This window comes from Nocardioides dokdonensis FR1436 (genome assembly GCF_001653335.1).
In the GTDB taxonomy this organism is placed as follows: Bacteria; Actinomycetota; Actinomycetes; order Propionibacteriales; family Nocardioidaceae; genus Nocardioides; species Nocardioides dokdonensis.
Genome location: NZ_CP015079.1, coordinates 3,192,112 through 3,216,993, shown reverse-complemented (window position 1 = coordinate 3,216,993; position 24,882 = coordinate 3,192,112). Strand labels below are relative to the sequence as shown.

At 68.8% G+C, this 24,882-nt stretch carries 19 protein-coding genes and 3 rRNA genes; 1 reads left to right on the top strand and 21 read right to left on the bottom strand.

Going from position 1 to position 24,882, the window contains the following annotated elements; genetic code table 11:
- Positions 1–55: 55 nt before the first annotated feature.
- A complete protein-coding gene (locus I601_RS15210) occupies positions 56–1,201 on the top strand; it encodes a DUF1015 family protein (RefSeq protein WP_084527680.1) in 1,146 nt (381 codons plus the stop codon).
- Here I601_RS15210 and I601_RS15205 read toward each other — a convergent pair.
- The 21 genes from I601_RS15205 to infC all read right to left on the bottom strand — a co-directional run bounded on the left by I601_RS15205 (position 1,161) and on the right by infC (position 24,791).
- Positions 1,161–1,526 (bottom strand): single-stranded DNA-binding protein, encoded by a 366-nt coding sequence (locus I601_RS15205; RefSeq protein WP_068111471.1) that lies wholly within the window; start codon positions 1,524–1,526, stop codon positions 1,161–1,163. The two genes, I601_RS15210 and I601_RS15205, sit on opposite strands and share 41 nt — an antisense overlap.
- Before the next feature lie 345 nt (positions 1,527–1,871).
- Positions 1,872–1,988, bottom strand: a 5S ribosomal RNA gene (rrf, locus tag I601_RS15200).
- A gap of 144 nt (positions 1,989–2,132) precedes the next feature.
- A 23S ribosomal RNA gene (locus I601_RS15195) occupies positions 2,133–5,267 on the bottom strand.
- Positions 5,268–5,720: 453 nt separating this feature from the next.
- A 16S ribosomal RNA gene (locus tag I601_RS15190) occupies positions 5,721–7,237 on the bottom strand.
- The 16S, 23S and 5S rRNA genes sit together here, the layout of an rRNA operon.
- 449 nt (positions 7,238–7,686) lie before the next feature.
- A complete protein-coding gene (locus I601_RS15185; RefSeq protein WP_068115027.1) occupies positions 7,687–8,280 on the bottom strand; it encodes a DNA-3-methyladenine glycosylase in 594 nt (197 codons plus the stop codon).
- The gene (gene argH / locus I601_RS15180) at positions 8,264–9,721 is read right to left on the bottom strand and encodes an argininosuccinate lyase (protein ID WP_068111469.1); all 1,458 of its coding nucleotides are present in this window, start codon (positions 9,719–9,721) and stop codon (positions 8,264–8,266) included. Before argH ends, I601_RS15185 begins: the two co-directional genes overlap by 17 nt.
- On the bottom strand, positions 9,718–10,191 hold the full coding sequence (locus I601_RS15175; RefSeq protein WP_068111466.1) for an NUDIX hydrolase: 474 nt from the start codon (positions 10,189–10,191) through the stop codon (positions 9,718–9,720). The genes argH and I601_RS15175 overlap by 4 nt, the downstream gene beginning before the upstream one ends.
- Before the next feature lie 13 nt (positions 10,192–10,204).
- Positions 10,205–11,638: an argininosuccinate synthase gene (gene argG / locus I601_RS15170; RefSeq protein WP_068111463.1), complete on the bottom strand. Its 1,434-nt coding sequence runs from the start codon at positions 11,636–11,638 to the stop codon at positions 10,205–10,207.
- Positions 11,635–12,228, bottom strand: coding sequence for an arginine repressor (locus I601_RS15165; protein WP_068111460.1), 594 nt, complete (start codon positions 12,226–12,228; stop codon positions 11,635–11,637). Before I601_RS15165 ends, argG begins: the two co-directional genes overlap by 4 nt.
- A complete protein-coding gene (gene argF / locus I601_RS15160; protein WP_068111457.1) occupies positions 12,225–13,178 on the bottom strand; it encodes an ornithine carbamoyltransferase in 954 nt (317 codons plus the stop codon). Before argF ends, I601_RS15165 begins: the two co-directional genes overlap by 4 nt.
- Positions 13,178–14,368, bottom strand: coding sequence for an acetylornithine transaminase (locus tag I601_RS15155; protein WP_068111454.1), 1,191 nt, complete (start codon positions 14,366–14,368; stop codon positions 13,178–13,180). Before I601_RS15155 ends, argF begins: the two co-directional genes overlap by 1 nt.
- Positions 14,365–15,321 carry an acetylglutamate kinase gene (gene argB / locus I601_RS15150; protein WP_169834715.1) on the bottom strand — a complete coding sequence of 319 codons (957 nt, stop codon included), beginning with the start codon at positions 15,319–15,321 and terminating at the stop codon, positions 14,365–14,367. The genes I601_RS15155 and argB overlap by 4 nt, the downstream gene beginning before the upstream one ends.
- Positions 15,318–16,469: a bifunctional glutamate N-acetyltransferase/amino-acid acetyltransferase ArgJ gene (gene argJ / locus I601_RS15145; protein WP_068111447.1), complete on the bottom strand. Its 1,152-nt coding sequence runs from the start codon at positions 16,467–16,469 to the stop codon at positions 15,318–15,320. Before argJ ends, argB begins: the two co-directional genes overlap by 4 nt.
- The gene (gene argC / locus I601_RS15140; RefSeq protein WP_068111444.1) at positions 16,469–17,506 is read right to left on the bottom strand and encodes an N-acetyl-gamma-glutamyl-phosphate reductase; all 1,038 of its coding nucleotides are present in this window, start codon (positions 17,504–17,506) and stop codon (positions 16,469–16,471) included. The genes argJ and argC overlap by 1 nt, the downstream gene beginning before the upstream one ends.
- Before the next feature lie 134 nt (positions 17,507–17,640).
- A complete protein-coding gene (gene pheT, locus I601_RS15135) occupies positions 17,641–20,121 on the bottom strand; it encodes a phenylalanine--tRNA ligase subunit beta (RefSeq protein ID WP_068111441.1) in 2,481 nt (826 codons plus the stop codon).
- 6 nt (positions 20,122–20,127) lie between these two features.
- Positions 20,128–21,264 carry a phenylalanine--tRNA ligase subunit alpha gene (gene pheS, locus I601_RS15130; protein WP_068111438.1) on the bottom strand — a complete coding sequence of 379 codons (1,137 nt, stop codon included), beginning with the start codon at positions 21,262–21,264 and terminating at the stop codon, positions 20,128–20,130.
- A gap of 69 nt (positions 21,265–21,333) precedes the next feature.
- Complete coding sequence (locus I601_RS15125) at positions 21,334–22,416, bottom strand: sensor histidine kinase (protein WP_068111435.1); 1,083 nt, start codon at positions 22,414–22,416, stop codon at positions 21,334–21,336.
- 21 nt (positions 22,417–22,437) lie between these two features.
- The gene (locus tag I601_RS15120; RefSeq protein ID WP_068111432.1) at positions 22,438–23,244 is read right to left on the bottom strand and encodes a TrmH family RNA methyltransferase; all 807 of its coding nucleotides are present in this window, start codon (positions 23,242–23,244) and stop codon (positions 22,438–22,440) included.
- A gap of 8 nt (positions 23,245–23,252) precedes the next feature.
- The gene (rplT, locus tag I601_RS15115) at positions 23,253–23,645 is read right to left on the bottom strand and encodes a 50S ribosomal protein L20 (RefSeq protein WP_068111429.1); all 393 of its coding nucleotides are present in this window, start codon (positions 23,643–23,645) and stop codon (positions 23,253–23,255) included.
- Positions 23,646–23,725: 80 nt separating this feature from the next.
- Positions 23,726–23,920 carry a 50S ribosomal protein L35 gene (gene rpmI, locus I601_RS15110; protein WP_068111426.1) on the bottom strand — a complete coding sequence of 65 codons (195 nt, stop codon included), beginning with the start codon at positions 23,918–23,920 and terminating at the stop codon, positions 23,726–23,728.
- A 91-nt stretch (positions 23,921–24,011) separates the two neighbouring features.
- Complete coding sequence (gene infC, locus I601_RS15105; RefSeq protein WP_241270797.1) at positions 24,012–24,791, bottom strand: translation initiation factor IF-3; 780 nt, start codon at positions 24,789–24,791, stop codon at positions 24,012–24,014.
- Positions 24,792–24,882: the final 91 nt, after the last annotated feature.

Sequence of the window (24,882 nt, the reverse complement as noted above, 5' to 3'; positions counted from 1 at the left end):
GCAGCACCTGCATCCCTCCCCCGCCGTGGTCCGGACCGCACCCTACGATGCAGCGATGGATGAGAGCGCTGTGGTCTCCCCGGCCGCCCTCGCCGGACCCGTTCGGCTGCTGCCGTTCCGGGCCCTGCACCTGAGCGCCGACCGGATCGGTACGGCGGCCGGCGCCCGAGCGTTCGCCCACCCGCACGACCAGGTCCCCGACCGCATCGCCGAGTGGGTCCGGCGCGGGCTGGCGGTGCAGGACGAGACGCCGGCCCTGTGGCTGCACGAGTACACGACGCGAGGGATGACCGTGCGGGGCCTCGTCGGGGCACTCGACCTGACCCGGACCGTGCGGCCGGGAGAGCGGGGCACGGTGCTGCCCCACGAGCGGGTGCTGCCGGCACACGTCGACGAGCTCGAGCGTCGGATGGGCCAGATGCAGCTCCAGCCGGCACCGATCCTGCTGGCGCACCGGGCTCCGGCGCCGCTGCGCTCGCTGCTCGCGGACGTCATCGCCGGCCCGCCCTGCGTCGAGCTGGACGACCCCACCGGTCAGCACCACCGCGCCTGGGCGCTCACCGAACCAGACCTCCTCGCCCGGGTGGCAGCGGCGCTGGAGGGCACCAGAGCCCTGATCGCGGACGGCCACCACCGGTATGCCGCCTACCTCCGGCTGTGCGCCACCCATGGTGGCAGCGGCCCGTGGTCGCGTGGGCTCGCCATGCTGGTGGACCACGAGGACACCCCGTTGTTCCTCGGTGCCGTGCACCGGATGCTGCGGGGCGTGGCCCTCCCCGAGGTCGTGGACGCGGCACGCGCGCTCGGTCTCGTCGTCACGTCCGGCAGCCGGCAGCAGGCGCTGGCTGCGCTGGACCGTCGGGTGCTCGTGCTCACCGACCGGGACGAGTCCGCCTGGGTGGGAGTCCCGGCCGGCCGGTTGGCGGTCGACGTGCTGCACCGCGACCTGGTCCCGGTGCTGGCACGGGCGCGCAGCCAGCGACCCGACGCGGACCACCTGCACGCTGCCGAGCAGGCTCTCGCCGGCGCAGACGCGGGGCTCGGCACCGCGGTGCTGCTCCCGGCCCTCGAGCTCGACGAGGTGATGGGAGTGCTCGGGGGCGGCTCCCTGCTGCCCGAGAAGGCGACGTCCTTCCAGCCCAAGCCGAGCGTGGGCGTGCTCATGCGCCCGGTCCACGCCGGACCCGACGCCCCGAACTGACCTCCACCTCCACCCGCGACCCGGTACCGCCACCGGTCCGGAAGAACCGTCGTCGGACGGCGCCCTCGACCTCGATGACGTCCCCGGCCTGCCAGCGCGCGACGCTGCGTCGGACCCGGGCATCCCACACCGCGCACTCGATCGCGTCGACCGTGCCTCGAGGACCGCCCTGCTCGTCGGGGCGCTCGCTGCGAGGAGCGCGCGGCACCACGAGTCGGAAGGTCCACAGCTCGTCCCCGCTCGGCAGCTCCCGTCGCTCGGGCTGCTGCGAGACACGCCCCTGGAGCCGCACCTCGTTGAGCACATCGGTCTTCTTCGTGGGCATCCGCACCACCTCCAGGACCCACGCTCGCAGGCACCGGCCGGCCGCACCGGGCTCGTGGCGGCGTCTGTGGACACGACACCCCTGCGGCCCCCTGTGGACAGGAGCGGGCCCTCCCCTGCGACTCCAGTTGATGGACCCCACCGCGTCGAGACGTCCGAGCCTGCCCTGAGTCGTGCGCGAGCGGGCCAGCGGTGAACCGGCAACCGAACGGGCAGCCAGAACGGTTGCCGACCCACCGCCCGGAGCTGCCGCTGTCCGACCGGCCTGCCGAAAGTCGTGCGAGCGCAAATGCCCTGTAAATGCGAGCAGCCCCACCGCGATGCGGTGGGGCTGCTGCCAATTATTGTCCGGCGGCGTCCTACTCTCCCACAACCTCCCGGTTGCAGTACCATCGGCGCTGAAAGGCTTAACTTCCGGGTTCGGGATGGGACCGGGTGTTTCCCTTTCGCTATGGCCGCCGTAACTCTTGCGGTACCAGCCCAGACGGGTGTGTTCACCGTCTGGTGTGGCTGGTTACCAAGCCATTATTCACATGTGATCATACACGTGTTGTCTGTGTGTGTGGATTCGTGGACGCGAGACTTTGTAGGTTCAGCTGAGTGAGTGTAAGACAAGCCCTCGGCCTATTAGTACCGGTCGGCTAGGCATTGCTGCTGTACACCTCCGGCCTATCAACCCAGTGTTCTGCTGGGGGCCTTACCCGGTTAACCCGGTGGGAAACCTCATCTTGAAACGTGCTTCCCGCTTAGATGCATTCAGCGGTTATCACTTCCGAACGTAGCCAACCAGCCGTGCCCCTGGCGGGACAACTGGCACACCAGAGGTTCGTCCATCCCGGTCCTCTCGTACTAGGGACAGCCTTTCTCAAGTTTCCTGCGCGCGCGGCGGATAGGGACCGAACTGTCTCACGACGTTCTAAACCCAGCTCGCGTGCCGCTTTAATGGGCGAACAGCCCAACCCTTGGGACCTACTCCAGCCCCAGGATGCGACGAGCCGACATCGAGGTGCCAAACCATCCCGTCGATATGGACTCTTGGGGAAGATCAGCCTGTTATCCCCGGGGTACCTTTTATCCGTTGAGCGACGCCGCTTCCACATGCCGACGCCGGATCACTAGTTCCGACTTTCGTCCCTGCTCGACATGTCTGTCTCACAGTCAAGCTCCCTTGTGCACTTACACTCGCCACCTGATTGCCAACCAGGCTGAGGGAACCTTTGAGCGCCTCCGTTACTCTTTAGGAGGCAACCGCCCCAGTTAAACTACCCATCAGGCACTGTCCCTGATCCGGATGACGGACCTAGGTTAGACATCTAGTACGACCAGAGTGGTATTTCAACGTTGACTCCACACTCACTGGCGTGAATGCTTCACAGTCTCCCACCTATCCTACACAAGCCGAACCAAACACCAATACCAAACTATAGTAAAGGTCCCGGGGTCTTTCCGTCCTGCCGCGCGTAACGAGCATCTTTACTCGTAGTGCAATTTCGCCGAGTCCACGGTTGAGACAGCGCCCAAGTCGTTACTCCATTCGTGCAGGTCGGAACTTACCCGACAAGGAATTTCGCTACCTTAGGATGGTTATAGTTACCACCGCCGTTTACTGGGGCTTAAATTCTCCGCTTCGGTGTTACCACCTAACAGGTCCTCTTAACCTTCCAGCACCGGGCAGGAGTCAGTCCGTATACATCGTCTTACAACTTCGCACGGACCTGTGTTTTTAGTAAACAGTCGCTTGGGCCTGGTCTCTGCGGCCCTTCCCGCTCCCACCGCAAGGGTGTTCACGTTCCGGGCCCCCCTTCTCCCGAAGTTACGGGGGCATTTTGCCGAGTTCCTTAACCGTGGTTCGCTCGATCGCCTTAGTATTCTCTACCTGATCACCTGAGTCGGTTTGGGGTACGGGCGGCGCATAGCTCGCTAGAGGTTTTTCTCGACAGCATAGGATCATCCACTTCCCCCATACGGGGTCCCCATCACATCTCAAGCTCGACATCGAAGTCAGCCATCCGGATTTGCCTAGATGACGCCCTACATGCTTAGCCGTACACAACCATCGGTACGGTTGGACTACCTTCCTGCGTCACCCCATCGCTTGACTACTACCAGTTCGGGTCCCACGCTACGCACCCGCGTCTCGCCCCGAAGGGTCCGATCATGGATGTTTCAGATGGTTAGCATCACCAGGTTCGTCATGGGCGCTACTTTGCCGGTACGGGAATATCAACCCGTTGTCCATCGACTACGCCTGTCGGCCTCGCCTTAGGTCCCGACTTACCCAGGGCAGATTAGCTTGACCCTGGAACCCTTGATCATTCGGCGCACGTGTTTCTCACACGTGATTCGCTACTCATGCCTGCATTCTCACTCGTGTCGCGTCCACACCTGGATCACTCCGGCGCTTCACTCGCGACACGACGCTCCCCTACCCATCCACACACCTGAACACCCCTCAAGGGGATGCTGGGCTCGCATGAATGCCATAGCTTCGGCGGGTGACTTGAGCCCCGCTACATTGTCGGCGCGGAATCACTTGACCAGTGAGCTATTACGCACTCTTTCAAGGGTGGCTGCTTCCAAGCCAACCTCCTGGTTGTCACTGCGACTCCACATCCTTTTCCACTTAGTCACCGCTTAGGGGCCTTAGCTGATGGTCTGGGCTGTTTCCCTCTCGACTACGGAGCTTATCCCCCGCAGTCTCACTGCCGCGCTCTCACTTACCGGCATTCGGAGTTTGGTTAACGTCAGTAACCTTGTAGGGCCCATTAGCTATCCAGTGCTCTACCTCCGGCAAGAAACACGCGACGCTGCACCTAAATGCATTTCGGGGAGAACCAGCTATCACGGAGTTTGATTGGCCTTTCACCCCTATCCACAGGTCATCCCCTCAGTTTTCAACCTAAGTGGGTTCGGTCCTCCACGCGGTCTTACCCGCGCTTCAACCTGCCCATGGATAGATCACTCCGCTTCGGGTCTTGATCGTGCTACTAAGTAGCCCTATTCGGACTCGCTTTCGCTACGGCTTCCCCACACGGGTTAACCTCGCAACACAACGCAAACTCGCAGGCTCATTCTTCAAAAGGCACGCCGTCACCCCGTCACACAAAGTGTGAGCAAAGCTCCGACGGATTGTAGGCACATGGTTTCAGGTACTATTTCACTCCCCGCCAGGGGTACTTTTCACCTTTCCCTCACGGTACTTGTCCGCTATCGGTCATCAAGGAGTATTTAGGCTTAACGGGTGGTCCCGCCAGATTCACACGGAATTTCAGGGGTTCCGTGTTACTTGGGATACCGCATCACAGCTCACGACTTACACTTACGGGGCTATCACCCTCTACGGCGCCACTTTCCAATGGACTTCAACTTCAACGTGAGTTTCTTACTGTGTGGAAGACCGGCAGATCCTCCCATACGGTCCCACAACCCCACATACACAACCCCTGCCGGGTATCACATGTACATGGTTTGGCCTCATCCGATTTCGCTCGCCACTACTCTCGGAATCACTTTTGTTTTCTCTTCCTGTGGGTACTGAGATGTTTCACTTCCCCACGTTCCCTCCACACGCCCTATATATTCAGGCGCGGGTAACTGGACATGACTCCAGCTGGGTTTCCCCATTCGGACACCCCCGGATCACAGCTTGGTTGCCAACTCCCCAGGGCTTATCGCAGGCTCCTACGTCCTTCATCGGCTCTTGATGCCAAGGCATCCACCATGTGCCCTTCATAGCTTGTCTCACAAACACTCAACAAAAACTACAAAGACTAGACTTAATTACACATCTAGAAAGACACGACCAACACCCCCACCCCACACAAGAGGAGAGAGCCTTCATCGCGTCAGATGCTCGCGTCCACTATCCAATTCACAAACAACCAGCCCACCAACACCCCCACACCCACCAACAGATGAGATGCGGAGCAAAGGAGGCACAGAGCAAACCAAACCCCCTCGCCACCAGTCAAAGACCGGCCCGAAGGGAATCTGATCCCTCAAAGCTCAACAGTGTGCCAGTCCCCCACCTCCCAGCAGGCTCCTCCGTTCCACGCCCCCCACCCCCGAAGAGATGAACGACAGTACTAAGACAACCCCCACCAACAGGTGAAAGAAACATCATCGACGATTCCACTAGTGAACACCACCATACGTGCCAGAACATGCGTCTGACATCGGGGCGTGTGCTCCTTAGAAAGGAGGTGATCCAGCCGCACCTTCCGGTACGGCTACCTTGTTACGACTTCGTCCCAATCGCCAGCCCCACCTTCGACGGCTCCCTCCCACAAGGGGTTAGGCCACCGGCTTCGGGTGTTGCCGACTTTCGTGACGTGACGGGCGGTGTGTACAAGGCCCGGGAACGTATTCACCGCAGCGTTGCTGATCTGCGATTACTAGCGACTCCGACTTCATGGGGTCGAGTTGCAGACCCCAATCCGAACTGAGACCGGCTTTTTGGGATTCGCTCCCCCTCACGGGATCGCAGCCCTTTGTACCGGCCATTGTAGCATGCGTGAAGCCCTGGACATAAGGGGCATGATGACTTGACGTCATCCCCACCTTCCTCCGAGTTGACCCCGGCAGTCTCCCATGAGTCCCCGGCATAACCCGCTGGCAACATAGGACGAGGGTTGCGCTCGTTGCGGGACTTAACCCAACATCTCACGACACGAGCTGACGACAGCCATGCACCACCTGTACACCGACTAAAAGGGGCTACATCTCTGCAGCTTTCCGGTGTATGTCAAACCCAGGTAAGGTTCTTCGCGTTGCATCGAATTAATCCGCATGCTCCGCCGCTTGTGCGGGCCCCCGTCAATTCCTTTGAGTTTTAGCCTTGCGGCCGTACTCCCCAGGCGGGGCGCTTAATGCGTTAGCTGCGGCACGGAATCCGTGGAATGGACCCCACACCTAGCGCCCAACGTTTACGGTGTGGACTACCAGGGTATCTAATCCTGTTCGCTCCCCACACTTTCGCTCCTCAGCGTCAGGTAATTCCCAGAGAACCGCCTTCGCCACCGGTGTTCCTCCTGATATCTGCGCATTTCACCGCTACACCAGGAATTCCGTTCTCCCCTGAATACCTCTAGTCTGCCCGTATCGAAAGCCAGCACCGAGTTAAGCCCGGTGTTTTCACTCCCGACGCGACAAACCGCCTACGAGCCCTTTACGCCCAATAATTCCGGACAACGCTCGCACCCTACGTATTACCGCGGCTGCTGGCACGTAGTTGGCCGGTGCTTCTTCTGTGGGTACCGTCACTTGCGCTTCGTCCCCACTGAAAGAGGTTTACAACCCGAAGGCAGTCATCCCTCACGCGGCGTTGCTGGATCAGGCTTCCGCCCATTGTCCAATATTCCCCACTGCTGCCTCCCGTAGGAGTCTGGGCCGTGTCTCAGTCCCAGTGTGGCCGGTCACCCTCTCAGGCCGGCTACCCGTCGAAGCCTTGGTAGGCCATTACCCCACCAACAAGCTGATAGGCCGCGAGCACATCCCCCACCGAAAAACTTTCCACACAGAACCCATGCAGGTCTGTGTCGTATCCGGTATTAGACCCCGTTTCCGAGGCTTATCCCGAAGTGAGGGGCAGATTACTCACGTGTTACTCACCCGTTCGCCGCTCGTGTACCCCGAAGGGCCTTACCGCTCGACTTGCATGTGTTAAGCACGCCGCCAGCGTTCGTCCTGAGCCAGGATCAAACTCTCCGTTGAAAAACAACACCACACCTTCCCCCTTGAGGGCCGATGCAGCAAAAAGAGATGCCCCCGACAAGAGAACAAAACTGACAATTGCCAGAATCATCGTCTTACCAAAGAAACCATCAACCACACCCACCCCAAAAGGGCTTCGGTGATCGACGGGGCATAACAAACTAATTCGTCGACTATGACACACTGTTGAGTTCTCAAGAATCAGACGCACACCGTCCTGCAACCTCTCGGCTCCAGCGGCGGGGCAACCTGCAGAAACTTACCCCTCGGGGTGTACCGCGTCAACTCGGTGAGCTGGGCGGTGCGACCTTCATGGTGTTTCTTTGCCGGGACATGCCTCAGCCACTCGGTTTCGACCCTCTGGGCCGCGAGTGGAGCTGCGTGCTCCGGCAGAACAGAACGTTACACAGGGGTGGACGCCGGCTCAAATCGGGGGGTCCTGGGACCGCTCAGCGAGGTCGCCTCGGGACGGCCGGACGGTACGTCGAGACGCTGCGCTCCCCCGGCAGCCAGAAGCGCCACGGCCGGTCGGGCGCTCCCCGCAGGCCCACCCGAGGTCCGGACTCCCACTCCCGGGGTGGCTCCCCCGGGTGCAGCCGGACGGGCCCGGACACGAGGTCGCCACCCCCGTGCTCCAGCCCGATCCCCAGCGCCTGGCACAGCCGCGCCGGGCCCCGGGCGAGGTCGCGCTCGCTGGAGCGGGGTCGTCGGGAGCGGGCCAGCTCGACGCCCTCGACCACCTCACCGGCCCGCAGCAGCACCGCGGCCGCGCGGCCCTCGGGGCCGACCACGACGTTGGCGCACACGTGCATGCCGTAGCTGAAGTAGGTGTAGAGCCGACCGGCGGGACCGAACATCACCTCGGTGCGGGGCGTGGGCCCTCGGTAGGCGTGCGACCCGGGGTCGTCCTGGCCGGCGTACGCCTCGACCTCGGTGAGGCGCACGGCCACGTCGCCGTGGCGCAGGACGGCGCCGAGCAGGAGGGGTGCCACCTGCTCGGCGTCCCCCGCCAGCAGCGGGAGCAGCTCAGGCGAGGTGCTCACGCAGGCCACCGGCCCGGGCCACCAGCTCGTCGAGCTGCTCGCGCACCCGCACCGGTGCGGTGCCGCCGCGGCCGTCACGCGAGGCGACCGAGCCGCCGGCGGTCAGCACCTCGCGCACCTGGGGCGTCAGCTCCGGCGAGATCTCGCGGAACTGCTCGTCACTGAGGTCCGCCAGCTCCACGTCCAGCTCCTCGCAGCGGCGTACGCACGCGCCGGCCACCTCGTGGGCGACCCGGAAGGGCACGTTCTGGCGCACCAGCCACTCCGCGACGTCGGTGGCCAGGGAGAAGCCCTGGGGTGCCAGCTCGGCCATCCGCTCACCGTCGAACTCGAGGGTGGCGATCATCCCGGTGAACGCCGGCAGCAGGACCTCGAGGGTGTCCACCGAGTCGAAGACCGGCTCCTTGTCCTCCTGCAGGTCGCGGTTGTAGGCCAGCGGCAGCGCCTTGAGGGTGGCCATCAGCCCCGCCAGGTTGCCGATGAGCCGCCCTGCCTTGCCGCGGGCCAGCTCGGCGATGTCGGGGTTCTTCTTCTGCGGCATGATGCTCGACCCGGTCGACCAGGAGTCGTGCAGCGTGACGAAACCGAACTCCTTGGTGGCCCAGAGGATGACCTCCTCGGCGAGCCGGCTCACGTCGATGCCGATCTGGGCGGTCACGAAGGCCAGCTCGGCCACGAAGTCGCGCGCCGACGTGCCGTCGATGGAGTTGGCGCTGGACCCGCTGAACCCGAGCTCGGCCGCCACCAGGGTGGGGTCGAGGCCCAGGCTCTGCCCGGCCAGGGCCCCCGAGCCGTACGGCGAGTCGGCGGCCACGCGGGCGTCCCAGTCGGCGAGGCGGTCCACGTCGCGCAGCAACGGCCAGGCGTGCGCCAGCAGGTGGTGCGCGAGCAGCACCGGCTGGGCGTGCTGCAGGTGCGTGCGCCCCGGCATGATCGTGGGCTCGGCGTCCTCGCCGCCCAAGTGGGCCCGGGCCTGTCCGGCCAGGGCGTCGACGAGGTCGAGGACCTGGGCCGCGACCACCCGTGCGTGGTCGCGCAGGAAGACCTTGAACAGGGTGGCGATCTGGTCGTTGCGGGAGCGCCCGGCACGCAGCCGTCCGCCGATGTCGACGCCGACCTCCTCGAGCAGCAGCCGTTCGAGGGCGCCGTGGACGTCCTCGTCGGAGGGGTCGGGGTGCAGCTCGCCGCCCGCGTGCCGCTCCCCCAGGACGTCGAGGCCCCGGAGCAGCTCGGTGTGGTCGGCGGCGGTGAGCAGCCCCGAGCGGTGCAGGGCGTTGGCGTGGGCGCGCGACCCCGCGAGGTCGTACGGCGTGAGCCGCCAGTCGAAGTGGGTGGAGCGCGAGAGTGCCTCCAGCTCGGGCGAGGGACCGCCGGCGAACCGACCGCCCCACAGCTTGCCGGTGTTGGTCGCGTCCTGCTTGCCCGGCTGATGACGTGTCACGCTGGTGCTGCTCCTCTCGCCGCGACGATCGCGGCGCTCATGATCTCAGGCAGGTCGGGGGCCACGAGGCGGCCGTCCGCCGCGACGTCGCGCGGGGTCCACCACCGGGCCTCCACGACGTTGTCGACCTCGCCGGGCTCCAGGTGCTCGAAGGTGAGCCGCACCTCGCGCTCCAGGTGGAGGGCGAAGAACGTGGAGTCGCCCAGGTAGGCGCGACCGTCGTAGGTGAAGTGGCGCCGGTCGCGGTGGAACGGGCCCACCAGCTGCGTGGCGGCCACGACGACGCCGGTCTCCTCGTGGAGCTCGCGCAGCGCGGCCTCCACGTGGGTCTCGCCCGGGTCCAGCGCACCCCCGACGGTGCCCCAGCGCAGCTGGCCGGGCCGCCCGGGGTCCTGGTCGAGCAGCAGCAGGCACTCGCCTGCCGGGCTGACCGGGAGCACCCGGGCGGTCGCGCGCAGCACCGGTTCCATCAGTGGGGACCCATCAGTCGGTGCCGGACTCCATCGCCGCGGCGTCGAGCGCCTCGTCGTCGATGTCGTCGGGCGAGCGCGGGTTGTCGGCGATCCTGTTCGCACCACCGGGCTCGAGCTCGCCGTAGAGCGTGCCGTTCTCGACCAGGACCTGGCCCTGGTCCAGCGGCTGGCCCGCGTACAGCTCGAGCTTCGCGCGGCTGTCGGCGATGTCGAGGTTGCGCATCGTGAGCTGGCCGATGCGGTCCAGCGGGCCGAAGGCGGAGTTCTCGGTGCGCTCCATCGACAGCTTGTCGGGGTGGTAGGAGAACGCCGGTCCGTCGGTGGACAGGATCGAGTAGTCCTCGCCGCGGCGCAGCCGCAGCACCACCTCGCCGGTGACCAGCGAGGCCACCCAGCGCTGCAGGGCCTCGCGGATCATCAGCGCCTGCGGGTCCAGCCACCGGCCCTCGTACAGCAACCGGCCCAGGCGGCGGCCGTCGTTGTGGAAGCTGGCGATGGTGTCCTCGTTGTGGATGGCGTTGAGCAGCCGCTCGTAGGCGATCCACAGCAGCGCCATCCCGGGCGCCTCGTAGATGCCGCGCGACTTCGCCTCGATGATGCGGTTCTCGATCTGGTCGGACATGCCCAGGCCGTGGCGCCCGCCGATCGTGTTGGCCTCGTGCACCAGGTCGACCGGGTCCTCGAAGCGCGTCCCGTTGATCGCGACCGGACGACCGGCCTCGAAGGTGATGCTCACGTCCTCGGTGGGGATCTCCACCTCGGGGTCCCAGAACTTCACGCCCATGATCGGCTCGACGACCTCGAGCGAGGTGTCGAGGTGCTCGAGCATCTTCGCCTCGTGGGTGGCGCCCCAGATGTTGGCGTCGGTGGAGTACGCCTTCTCCTTGGAGTCGCGGTAGGGCAGGTTGTGCTCGGTGAGCCACTGGCTCATCTCGTCCCGGCCACCGAGCTCGTGCACGAAGTCGGCGTCGAGCCACGGCTTGTAGATGCGCAGGTCGGGGTTGGCCAGCAGGCCGTAGCGGTAGAACCGCTCGATGTCGTTGCCCTTGAAGGTCGAGCCGTCACCCCAGATGTCCACGCCGTCCTCGTGCATGGCGCGCACCAGCATGGTGCCGGTCACCGCGCGGCCCAGGGGCGTGGTGTTGAAGTAGGTCCGGCCGCCGGAGCGGATGTGGAAGGCGCCGCACGCGATGGCGGCGAAGCCCTCCTCGACCAGCTGGGTGCGGCAGTCGACGGCGCGGGCGATCTCGGCGCCGTACTCGCGCGCCCGGTCGGGGACGCCCGAGATGTCCGGCTCGTCGTACTGGCCGATGTCGGCGGTGTAGGTGCAGGGCACCGCGCCCTTGTCTCGCATCCACGCGACGGCGACGGAGGTGTCGAGACCTCCGGAGAACGCGATGCCGACGCGCTCCCCCTTGGGCAGCGTGGTCAGGACCTTGCTCATGCGCGCTCCTCGTTGTGAAGACTGTGGTTCGTGGCGGGGTTCGTGGCGGGGTTCGTGATGGGGTTCGTGGGGTCGTACGTCGGGTGCTCGGCCATGTCGAGGAAGCGGCGCGCCAGGGCGTCGCCCCCGGTCGGCTCGCGGCCGATCACCAGGACCGTGTCGTCGCCGGCGATGGTGCCGAGGACGTCGGGGAACTCGGCCTTGTCGAAGGCCGAGCCCAGGAACTGTGCGGCGCCGGGCGGGGTGCGCAGCACCACCAGGTTGGCGGTGGCGTCGGCGCTGACGAGCAGCTCGGCGCACAGGCGGGCCAGGCGCGCACGCCCGGCCGAGGAGTCCGTCGGCGCGACCGGTCGCCGGTCGCCGCCCTCGGCGGGGACCGCGTAGACCAGCGCACCGGAGGCCGCGGGGACCTTCACGGCCTCGAGCTCGACCAGGTCGCGCGACAGGGTCGCCTGGGTGACCCGGACACCGCTGCCGGCCAGCAGCAGCGCCAGCTCGCTCTGGGAGTGCACCTCGTGGGTGCTCACCAGCTCGACGATGCGCTGGTGCCGGGCGTTCTTGGTGGTGGGCCGCATGGCGAACTCGGTCATGCCGGGTCACCGCCCACGGGTGGCGGGGCGCCGTCGGCGAGGAGGAAGGCCAGCACCGCCTTCTGGGCGTGCCGACGGTTCTCGGCCTCGTCCCACACGGCGCTCTGCGGGCCGTCGAGCACCTCGGCGGTGATCTCCTTGCCGCGGTAGGCCGGCAGGCAGTGCAGCACCACGGCGTCGGGGGCGGCGTGGGCCAGGAGGTCGGCAGTCAGCGACCAGTCGCCGAAGACCACCTCGCGGGCCTGCTCCTCGTTCTCCTTGCCCATCGAGATCCAGGTGTCGGTGACCACGACGTCGGCGCCGGCGACGGCCTTGACCGGGTCGGGCACGGCGAGGGCCGAGCCGCCGGTGGTGGCCCCGATCTCGGTGGCGCGCTGGATCATCTCCGGAGCCGGCATGAAGCCCTCCGGGGCGCTGACCCGCACGTGCATGCCGGCCGTGGTGCCGGCCAGCAGCCAGGAGTTGCCCATGTTGCAGGCCGCGTCGCCGACGAAGGCCACGGTGAGCCCGGCCAACCCGCCGCACCGCTCCCGCACGGTGAGCAGGTCGGCGATCAGCTGGCAGGGGTGGAAGTCGTCGGTGAGGGCGTTGACGACGGGTACGCCGGAGTGCGCGGCCATCAGCTCGAGGTCGGACTGGTGGAAGGTGCGCCAGACCACCGCCGAGACCTGACCGCCCAGCACGCGGGCGACGTCCTCGACCGACTCGCGGATGCCGATGCCGGCCAGCCGCCCCTCGACCAGCAGCGGGTTCCCGCCGAGCTCGGCGATGCCGGCCCCGAAGGAGGTCTGGGTGCGCAGGGTGGGCTTGTCGAAGATCATCGCGACCGACTGCGGACCCACCAGCGGCTTCGCGTCGTACGGCGCTCGCTTCATGGCCGCTGCGAGGTCCAGGACCTGGGCCTGCTGCTCGGGCCCGAGGTCGTCGTCGCGCAGGAAGTGCAGCGTCATCAGGTGCCCGCCTCGTCCAGGATCGTGGGCCACGCGGTGAGGAACGACTCGATGTCGGCGTCGGTGAGCACCAGCGGCGGCGCGAGACGGATGCGGCTCGGCGTGGGCATGTTGACGATGAAGCCGGCCCGTTGGGCCGCCTCGACGACCGCGGCCGCGGTCTCGCTGACCAGGTCGAGGCCGATGAGCAGCCCCTCGCCGCGCACCTCGGTGACCCGGGCGTCGGCAGCCAGGCCCTCGCGCAGGCGCTCACCGGCGCGGCGGACGTGCTCGAGCAGCCCGTCCTCCTCGATGGTGCGGATCACGGCGAGCGCCGCGGCGCAGGCCACCGGGCTGCCACCGAAGGTGGTCCCGTGGTTGCCGGGCTCGAGCAGGTCGGCCGCGCGCCCCAGACCCACGACGGCACCGATCGGGTAGCCGCCGCCGAGGCCCTTGGCGAGGGTCAGGATGTCGGGGACGACGTGGCCGGCGTGGGCGAACCAGTCGCCGGTGCGGCCCATGCCGGTCTGCACCTCGTCGAGCCACAGCAGCGCGCCGGACTCGTCGGCCAGCGCCCGGGCGGCGCGGAGGTAGCCCGCGGGTGCCATCACGACACCGGCCTCGCCCTGGATCGGCTCGAGCAGGATGGCCGCCGTGGTCTCGGTGACGGCCTCGCGCAGCGCGTCGACGTCGCCGTACGGGACGAAGGTGACGTCGCCGGGCAGCGGCTCGAAGGGCTCGCGGTAGGCGGCCTTGGAGGTGAGCGCCAGGGCGCCCATGGTCCGGCCGTGGAAGCCGCCCTCGGCGACGACGACGTGGGTCCGCCCGGTGCGCCGGGTCATCTTGAAGGCGGCCTCGTTGGCCTCGGCGCCGGAGTTGGCCAGGAAGACCTTGCCGGGACCGGCGCCGACCAGGGCGACGAGCTTCTCGGCCAGCTCGACCTGCGGGACGGAGGTGAAGAAGTTGGAGATGTGCCCGAGCGTGGAGAGCTGGTCGGTGACCGCGGCGACCAGCGCCGGGTGGGCGTGGCCGAGGGCGTTGACGGCGATCCCGCCGAGCAGGTCGACGTACTCCTTGCCGTCGGCATCCCAGACGTGGGCACCCTCGCCGCGCACCAGGGTGAGCTTGGGCGGGCCGAAGGTGTTCATCAGCGACGCGGCGTACCGCTCCCCGACCTGCTGGCCGGTCTGCAGCTCCGTGTGGCCGCTCACTTGCGCACCGCCTTCTGCCGTGCCTTGCGCACCTTGGTCTCGACGCCGGGCAGCACCTGGGTTCCGACGCCCTCGTTGGTGAACAGCTCGAGGAGCACCGCGTGCTTCTCGCGCCCGTCCACCACGGTCGCGCGCGGGACGCCCTCGGCGACCGCCTTGCGGCAGGCCTCCATCTTGGGGACCATCCCGGCGGCCAGGCTCGGCAGCATGTCGGCGAGCGCCTCGGGGCTGATCTCGTAGATCACGTCGTCGCTGTCGGGCCAGTCGCGGTAGAGGCCCTCGACGTCGGTGAGCACCAGCAGCTTCTCGGCGCCGAGCGCGACGGCCAGGGCGGCGGCCGCGGTGTCGGCGTTGACGTTGTGCACCAGTCCGTCGACGTCCGGGGCGACGCTGGAGACCACGGGGATCCGACCGGCGTCGATCAGGTCGCGCACCGCCTCGGGGCGGACCTTGGCGACCTCGCCCACCAGCCCGAGGTCGACCTCCTCGCCGTCGACGATGGTGTTGGTCGGCTCGGCCGTGAACAGCCCGGCGTCCTCGCCGGACAGGCCGACCGCCAGCGGGCCGTGCTCGTTGATGAGACCGACCAGCTCGCGCTGCACCTGGCCGACCAGCACCATCCGGACCACGTCCATGGCCTCGGGGGTGGTCACCCGCAGCCCGCCGCGGAACTCGGACTCGATGCCGAGCTTGTCCAGCATCGCCGAGATCTGCGGTCCGCCGCCGTGCACGACGACCGGGCGGAAGCCGGCGAAGCGCAGGAAGGCGATGTCCTCGGCGAAGGCGCGCTTGAGGACGTCGTCGGTCATCGCGTTGCCGCCGTACTTCACCACCACGACCTTGCCGTGGTAGCGCTTGAGCCACGGCAGGGCCTCGGAGAGGACGACTGCCTTCTCGGGATCGGCGGGCTGGACCTCGCTGAAGATCATCTGCTCGTTCCTAGGCGTGCTCATGAGGAGTACGCGCTGTTCTCGTGGACGTAGGCGTGGGTCAGGTCGTTGGTCCACACGGTCGCGCGCTCGGTGCCCGACTTCAGGTCGATCGTCACGCTGACCTCGCGGGCCGACAGGTCGACGGTCTCGGGGTCGGCGTGCGGAGTGGACTCGCGGCACACCCAGACGCCGTTCATGGCGACGTCGAGGTCCGCGGGGTCGAAGGTGGCCTGCGTGGTGCCGACACTGGCCAGCACCCGCCCCCAGTTGGGGTCCTGGCCGAAGATCGCGGCCTTGAAGAGGTTCGAGCGGGCGACGCTGCGCCCGACCTCGACCGCCTCGTCCTCGGTCGCCGCGTTGAGCGTCGTGATCGCGATCTCGTGGTCGGCGCCCTCGGCGTCCTTCAGCAGCTGCATCGCCAGGTCCGTGCAGACCTGGGTCAGCGCCTCCGTGAAGTCGTCGGGGCTGGGGGTGATGCTGCTGGCGCCGCTGGCCATGACGGTGACGGTGTCGTTGGTCGACATGCAGCCGTCGGAGTCGAGCCGGTCGAAGGAGACCCGCGTGGCCGCGCGCAGCGCGACGTCGAGCTCGTCGGCCGGGACCACGGCGTCGGTGGTGATGACGACCAGCATCGTGGCCAGCTGCGGGGCCAGCATGCCGGCACCCTTGGCCATCCCGCCGATGCTCCAGCCCGCGCCCTCGACGACGACCTGCTTGCTGACCGAGTCGGTGGTCATGATCGCCTCGGCGGCGTCGTTCCCGCCCTCCCCGGACAGGGCGGCGTACGCCGCGTCGACGCCCGCCAGGACCTGCTCGCGGTCGTTGACCAGCCCGATCAGCCCGGTGGAGCACACGACCACGTCGCCGGCGGCGATGCCGACGTGCTCGGCGACCTTCTCGGCCACGGCGTGGGTGGTCTGGAAGCCCTCGGGGCCGGTGTAGCAGTTGGCGCCGCCGGAGTTCAGCACGACCGCGCGCACGGTGCCGTCCTTGACGACCTCCTGGCTCCACAGCACCGGGTTCGCCTTGCAGCGGTTGGCGGTGAAGACGGAGGCGGAGTCGAAGCGCGGGCCGGCGTTGACGACCAGCGCCACGTCCTTGGCGCCCGTCGACTTCAGGCCGGCGGGGACGCCGGCGGCGGAGAAGCCCTGCGGGGTGGTGATGCTCATCAGGGAGCCAGTCCGATCGTGGTCAGGCCCGTGCCCTCATCGAGGCCGAGCGCGAGGTTCATGCACTGGACGGCGGCGCCGGCGGTGCCCTTGGCGAGGTTGTCGACGGCGCCGACGGCGACCAGGCGCCCCGCGACCTCGTCGACGGTGACCTGGAGGTGGAGGGCGTTCGAGCCGATCACCGACTTGGTCTGGGGCCACTGCCCCCTCGGCAGCACGTGCACGAACGGCTCGTGGGCGTAGGCCTGCGCGTAGATGGCGTGCGCCTCCTCGGCGTCGACCTCGTGGCCGGCGCGCAGGTCGGCGGAGCAGGTGGCCAGGATGCCGCGCGACATCGGGACCAGCAGCGGCGTGAAGCTCACGGCCACCGTCTCGTCGACGAGCGCGGAGAGGTTCTGGGTGATCTCGGGCGTGTGCCGGTGGTCGCCGCCGACGCCGTAGGCGCTGGCGTTGCCCATGATCTCGGAGCCCAGGAGGTGCGACTTGGCGGCCTTCCCGGCCCCGCTGGTGCCGCTGGCCGCGACGATCGACACGCGCGGCTCGACGATGCCGGCCGCCACGGCGGGAGCCAGGCTGAGCGTCGACACGGTGGGGTAGCAGCCCGGCACCGCGATGCGCCGCGCGCCGCGCAACTCCTGACGCTGCCCGGGCAGCTCGGGCAGGCCGTAGGGCCACGTGCCGGCGTGCTCGCCGCCGTAGAACTTGGCCCACTCCCCCGCGTCGCGCAGCCGGAAGTCGGCACCGCAGTCGATGACGACGGTGTCGTCGCCCAACTGGGCGGCCACCTCGCCGGACTGGCCGTGCGGCAGGGCGAGGAACACGACGTCGTGGCCGCTGAGCACCTCGATGGTGGTCGGCTCGAGCACCCGGTCGGCCAGCGGCACCAGGTGGGGCTGCAGCGCGCCCAGCGGCTGCCCGGCGTTCGAGGCCCCCGTCAACGCACCGATCTCGACCTCGGGATGGGACAGCAGCAGTCGGAGGACCTCACCTCCGGCGTACCCGCTCGCTCCGGCCACGGCCACTCGCACTTTCGCCATATGCAGGACTATACGCATCACTGCATGAGGCTGTACAACCGGGGGTCGAGTCGGCCCAGATGTTCAGCCGAGTCGGCGCAGATCTCCCCACAGGGGAAACATTTGCGCCGACTCAGCGCGACATTTGGGCCGGGTCAGCGCTGGACCGCCCCGACGCGCTCGGCGGCGAGCGCCACGGCGGCCTCGCGGGCGGTCGCGGCCTCGCCCTCGGCCAGGGTCCGGTCCGGGGCGCGCAGCCGCAGCGCGAACGCCAACGACTTCCTGCCCTCGCCGACCTGGTCGCCGGTGTAGACGTCGAAGAGGCGCACCGACTCGAGCAGCTCGCCGGCGCCCTCGCGCAGCGCCGACTCGACGGCGCCTGCCGGCACGTCCTGGTCGACGACCAGCGCGACGTCCTCCTTGGCGACCGGGTAGGTCGAGAAGGACGGCGCCGGGCGCAGGTCCACGGCACGCTCCAGCAGCAGGTCGAGGTCGGCCTCGGCGGCCACCGAGCGTGCGGGCAGCCCGAAGGCGGCGCACACGCGCGGGTGCAGCTCGCCGGCGTGACCGACGACGACCCCGTCGACGACGAGCTCGGCGCAGCGGCCCGGGTGCCAGGGGGCGCGGGTGGCCGCCCGGGTCTCGAGCGCGAGACCGAGGGAGTCGGTCACCCCGCGGACGGCAGCGACGGCGTCGGACCAGTCGACGGGTCGACCCGGGCCCCACCAGCCGGAGGCGTCGGCCTCGCCGACGGCGACCAGACCCAGGTGCGCCGGCTGGGCCGGCAGCGCCTTCTCCAGCTCCGCGAGCTCGGCGTCCGTGGGGCGCCGGTCGACGGGCAGGATCGGCGCCGGGCCGCTCTCGCGGGGCGTGGTCACGGGTGCGTTCTCGAAGATCGCGAACGAGGTCGTGCCGTGCCCGACGTTCTTCGCCGCGGCCCGCAGGAGGCCGGGAAGCAGCGTCGACGTCATGTACGGCGCCTCGGCGCTGAGGGGGTTGCTCAGCCGCAGCAACGAGCGCCGGTCGTCGTCCTCGGGCAGGCCGAGGAGGTCGAGGTCCTCGCCGCCGACGAACGGGAAGGTGAGGACCTCCACGAAGCCCTGGCCGGCCATGGTGCGGCCGACCCGACGGCGCAGCCGCTGCTCACGGGTCAGGCCCCGTCCCGAGGGCGGGGTCGGCAGGACCGAGGGGACCCGGTCGTAGCCCACGACCCGGACGACCTCCTCGGAGAAGTCCTGGCTGTCGGTGAGGTCGGGGCGCCACTGCGGCGGCACGACGCTGAGGGTGCTGCCCTCGACCCGGACCTCGCAGCCGACGGCGCGCAGGTGCGCGACCGCGGTCTCGTCGTCGATCGGCATCCCGCTGACCCGGCGGGCCAGGTCGGCGGCCACCGGGACCGCCTCGCGCGGCGCCGGGGTGCCCACGACGGTGACGCCGGGGTCGACGGTGCCGCCGCCGTACGTCGTCAGCAGCTCGACCACGCGGTCGGCCGCGGGCTCGCAGGTGGTCGGGTCGGCACCGCGCTCGTTGCGCTTGCCCGCCTCCGAGCTGATCTTGTGCCGCTTGCCGGTGCGGAACATCGACACCGCGTCCCAGTGCGCGGCCTCGACCAGCACCCGGGTGGTGGTCGCAGACATCTCGGTCGTCTCGCCACCCATCACGCCGCCGAGCCCGATGAGGCCGGAGTCGTCGGTGACCACGAGGTCCTCGGACGACAGGGTGCGGCGGGTGCCGTCGAGCGTGGTCAGCTGCTCGCCCTGCGCCGCGCGGCGGACCCGGACGGTGCCCTGCACCTTGTCGGCGTCGTAGCCGTGGATCGGTCGACCGGTCTCCAGCATCACGTAGTTGGTGATGTCGACGGCCAGGGAGATGGGGCGCATCCCGGCCATCCGGATGCGGTCGGCGATGAACGCGGGGGTCGGTGCGGTGGGGTCGAAGCCGCTGACGGTGCGGGCCACGAAGACCGGGCAGCCGGTCGGGTCCTCCACCTCGACGGGCCACCCCGCGTCGTCGGCGGCGGGCACGTCGCGGTCGGCGGGGTCGGCGTACGGCGCGTCGAAGGCCAGCGCGGCCTCGCGGGCGACGCCGCGCAGCGACAGCGCGTAGGCACGGTCGGGGTTGATCTCGAACTCGATGATCTCTTCGTCGAAGCCGAGCAGCGGACGCACGTCCTGGCCCGGCTCCCCCGCGTCGGCGGGCAGCACGATGATGCCGTCGTGGTCGGTGCCCAGACCCAGCTCGGCCGCCGAGCAGATCATCCCGGCCGAGACGTGGCCGTAGGTCTTGCGGGCGCTGATCGCGAACCCGCCGGGCAGCACGCCGCCCGGCAGCACGGTCACGACGAGGTCGCCGGGGGCGAAGTTGTGCGCGCCGCAGACGATGCCCTGGGGCTCGCCGGTGCCGTTGGCGTCCGCGACGTCGACGGTGCACCAGTTGATGGTCTTGCCGTTCTTCTGCGGCTCGGGCTCCATCGTGAGCACCCGGCCCACGACCAGCGGCCCGGTGATGTCCTCACCGGGGCGCTCGACGGCCTCGAGCTTCAGACCCAGCATGGTCAGGCGGTCGGTGAGCTCCTCGGTGCCCACCTCGGCGGGCAGGTCGACGTACTCACGGATCCAGGAGACGGGTGCCTTCATGATTCCTCAGATCTCGGTGCCGAATGCGGCGCTGAACCGGACGTCGCCCTCGAAGAGCGGGCGCAGGTCCTCCAGGCCGTGGCGGAACATGAACGAGCGGTCGATGCCCATGCCGAAGGCGAAGCCGCTGTAGACGTCGGGGTCGACGCCGCAGGCCACCAGGACCCGCGGGTTGACCACGCCGCAGCCGCCCCACTCGATCCAGCCCTCGCCGCGGCAGGTGCGGCACAGAATGTCTCCGTCGTGAAGCGGGAAGACGCTCGAGGCTGGGACCATGCCCTCGCCGCGGCAGACGAAGCAGAGCACGTCGACCTCGGCCGACGGCTCGGTGAAGGGGAAGTAGGAGGGACGGAACCGGGTGGTGATCCCGTCGCCGAACAGCTGGCCGGCGAAGTGGTCGAGGGTGCCCTTGAGGTGCGCCATCGTGATGCCCTTGTCGACCACGAGGCCCTCGACCTGGTGGAACATCGGGCTGTGCGTGGCGTCGTACTCGTCGGTGCGGAAGACCCGACCGGGGCACACGACGTAGATCGGTGGCTCGCGCGTGAGCATGGTGCGCGCCTGCACCGGTGAGGTCTGGGTGCGCAGCACGACGTGGTGGTCGGCGGGCTCGGTCCAGAACGTGTCCTGCATGGTGCGCGCCGGGTGGTCCGGGCCCAGGTTGAGGGCGTCGAAGTTCAACCACTCTGCCTCGACCACCGGGCCCTCGGCGACCTCCCAGCCCATCGCGACGAACAGGTCGGCGATCAGCTCGGACTGCAGGGTGAGCGGGTGCCGGCTGCCGGGGCGGCGGCGGTCGGTGGGCAGCGTGACGTCGACGGTCTCCACGACGAGCATCTGCTCCTCGTGCTCGGCCTCGAGCACGACCTGGCGCTTGCCGAGCGCCTGGTTGATCGCGCCGCGGGCCTGGCCCACGCGCTGACCGGCCTCCTTGCGCGCCTGCGGCGGCAGGGCCCCGATCTCGCGGTTGGCCAGCGCCAGCGGCGAGCGGTCCCCCGCGTGCTCGAGGCGCACCTGCTTGAGCGCCTCGAGGTCGGCGGCCGCGGCGATCGCCGCGAGTGCGGCGTCGCGGGCTGCTTCGACCTCCTCCGCCTGGAGCGGGGTGACCTCGACGGGGTCGTAGTCGCTGTTCGGGCCCGACATCACTGCCTCTCGCTGGTAGCTCGGGCGAAGTCTAGGAAGCCAGGCCCGGTCCCGACGAACCGGGACCGCTCAGGCGTCGTCGGCGACCGGCCAGGTCACCCCGACCCGGGCGCCCCCGCCCGGCGCGTCGTCGATGGCCACGTGGCCGCCGTGGGCCCGGGTCAGCCCCCCGACGATGTACATGCCCAGCCCGGAGCCGCCGCGGGCGCCGCCCTTCCAGAACTTCGTGAACACCCGCCGGCGCAGCTCCTCGGGGATGCCCTCCCCCTGGTCCTGGACCGTGATCCGCACAGCCGTCGCGGACTCCGTGGCCGCCCCTGGCTGGGCCTCCACCCGCTCGAGCGTCACCCGCACGGTGCCCTCGCCGTGGCGTACGGCGTTCTCCACGAGGTTGGTCAGCACCTGCACGAGCTTGTCCGGGTCGGCCTGGACCGGGGGCAGGTCGTCGGGCGCGTCCAGGACGATCTCGCGGCTGGTCGCGGCCCGGACCGAGTCGACCACCCGGCCGGTGACCACGGCGACGTCGGTGGGGCGCGGGTAGAGCTGCAGACGCCCGGTGTCGATGCGGGCGACGTCGAGCAGCTCCGCGATCAACCGGCTGAGCCGGTCGGAGTCGGAGGCCACGGTGGTGAGCATCAGCTTCTTCTGGTCGTCGTTGAGCTTGTCCCACCGGTTGAGCAGCGCCTGGACGAACCCCTTCACCCCGGTCAGGGGCGAGCGCAGCTCGTGGGCGACCGTGGCCACCAGGTCGGAGCGCTCACGGTCCAGCCGGGCCCGGCCGCGCCCGGAGCGCAGGGTGATCGCGACCCGGTCGACCGGCTCGCTCAGGGCGGTGCGGTGGATCCGCGCCGAGACCAGGACCTCGCTGCCGTCGGGCAGCAGCCAGGGCTGCTCGGGGACCGCGGTGCGGGTGGCCAGCCCCTGGAAGGGCGAGTTTGATGCGCACCAGGAGGCGCCCTCCTGGTCCTGCAGGCGCAGCACCTCGGACAACGGACGACCGGGGGCGTCGGCGGCCACCAGCCCGAGCATCCGGGCCGCGGGCGCGGAGACGTGGTGCACCCGCCCGTCCCCGCCGGCCAGGACCACGCCGTCGGGCAGGTCGTCGAGCACGGCTCGGACCTCGTCGGACGGCGGGCGCGGGACCGGGGTCATGGCCACAGCCTAGGAGCCGGCTCAGCCGCGGCGGTGGTGCCGGGCGGTCTCGTAGAGGCACAGCGCGGCCGCGGTGGAGAGGTTCAGGCTCTCGGCGCGACCGTGGATGGGGATCGCGACGCGGTGGTCGGCCAGCGCAGCGAGGTCCTCGGGCAGGCCCCAGGCCTCGTTGCCGAGCAACCAGGCGACCGGGCCCTCGAGGGGCGCGTCGGCGTAGAGGTCGCGCTCACCGGCGCCGTCGGCGGCCAGCACCGTCAGGCCCGCCGCCCGGGCGGCCCGGACCGCGGCGGCGGCGTCGGGCTCGACCACCACGGGCAGGTGGAAGAGGGAGCCGACCGAGGCGCGCACGGTCTTGGGGTTGTAGGCGTCGACCGAGCTGCCGGCCAGCACGACGGCGTCGGCACCGGCCGCGTCGGCGCAGCGGATCACGGTGCCGGCGTTCCCGGGGTCGCGCACGTCGGCGCAGATGGCCAGCAGCCGGGGCGCGCTCGCCAGCACCTCGTCGAGGCCGACATCGAGGAAGTGGCACACCCCGACCAGGCCCGCCGGGCTGACGGCGTCGCTGAGCGAGGCCAGGGCGCGGTCGTCGACCGTCGTCCAGGCGACGTCGGCCTCGCGCGCGGCGCGGGCCAGGGCGTCGTACCGCTCGGTGGCGGCGGGGGTCGCGAAGACCTCCACGAGCCGCCCCGGCACCTCGAGGGCGCCCTCGACGGCCTTCGGGCCGTCAGCGAGGAACAGCCGCCGTTCGGAGCGAACCGAGCGGCGGCTGAGCCTGCGTGCGTCCTTGACGCGGGCGTTGCCCGCGACGAGGGGAGCCGAGGGGCCCAAGGAGGGAGTCAGGCCGAGGCCTCGGCCTTGGGCGCGTTGACGTCCTCGGGCAGGGCCTTCTTGGCGGCCTCGACGAGGGCGTTGAACGCCGCGACGTCGTTGACGGCCATCTCGGCCATGATCTTGCGGTCGACCTCGATGCCGGCCAGGTTCAGACCCTGGATGAAGCGGTTGTACGTCATGCCCTGGGCACGAGCCGCCGCGTTGATCCGCTGGATCCACAGCTTGCGGAAGTTGCCCTTGTTCTTGCGCCGGTCGTTGTAGTTGTAGACCAGGGAGTGGGTGACCTGCTCCTTGGCCTTCCGGTACAGGCGCGAGCGCTGGCCGCGGTAGCCGCTGGCGCGCTCGAGGGTGGTACGACGCTTCTTCTGGGCGTTCACTGCGCGCTTGACGCGTGCCATGGTGTCTCCTTGGTGCTCTGCCGATCGAGGTGATCGGCGTCAGGGCCGGTGCCGGCCCGGGATTGACTGGTGGGCGAGGCTCAGAGGCCGAGCATCTTCTTGGCGCGCGGGACGTCCGCCTTGGCGACCTCGACCGTGCCGGTCATCCGACGGGTGACCTTCGAGGCCTTCTTCTCCAGGTTGTGGCGCTTGCCGGCCTTCTCGCGGAGGATCTTGCCCGAGCCGGTCACGCGGAATCGCTTGCCGGCACCGGAGTGGGTCTTGTTCTTGGGCATCTGTGTCTCTCTCTCGTTGGTACAGCCACGACGGGTGTGAGGTGCTCGTTGCCCCGACGATGCTGCGTGCTGCGGCAGTCGTGGTGCGGGCTCAGGCCTCGATCTCGGGATCGAGGTTCTCCGAGCGACCGCGCTCCTTCTTCGGAGCCGTCTCGCGCCCGGCGTTCGCCGCGGTGCGCTCGGCGCGCTCCTCGGCCTCGTCGGCGGCACGCTCAGCGGCCTTGGCCTCCTTGGCGGCCTTGTGCTCCACCTTGGCGTCGGCCTTCTTCTTGTGCGGGCCCAGGACCATGGTCATGTTGCGGCCGTCCTGCTTGGGCGAGGACTCCACGAAGCCGAGCTCGGTGACTTCCTCGGCCAGCTTCTGCAGCAGCCGGTAGCCGAGCTCGGGACGGTGCTGCTCGCGACCGCGGAACATGATCGTGATCTTGACCTTGTCGCCGGCGTTGAGGAACCGGACCACGTGACCCTTCTTGGTCTCGTAGTCGTGCGCGTCGATCTTGGGACGAAGCTTCATCTCCTTGATGATCACGTTCGTCTGGTTCCGGCGCGCCTCGCGGGCCTTCTGCGCGTTCTCGTACTTGAACTTGCCGTAGTCCATGAGCTTGCAGACCGGGGGGCGGGCCATCGGGGCGATCTCGACGAGGTCGAGGTCAGCCTCCTGGGCAAGGCGCAGTGCGTCGGCGGTGGGAACGATGCCGACGGTCTCGCCGCTGGGGCCAACGAGACGGACCTCCTGGACGCGGATCCGGTCGTTGATTCGAAGCTCGGTGCTGATGTGTCCTCCTGATGGGGATGTCCTCGGAGGTCTTCGCGCGTCGGGTCCCGGTCGAGTGCCGGGCCCAGAACGTACAAAGGCTTCCGCTTGCAGCAAGCGGAAGCCAGTCGCGACGCGTCACCCCTCGCAGGGATCCCACATCATCGGGAGCACGCGTGGCGCTCTCCCGGACCGGACCCGACGACCT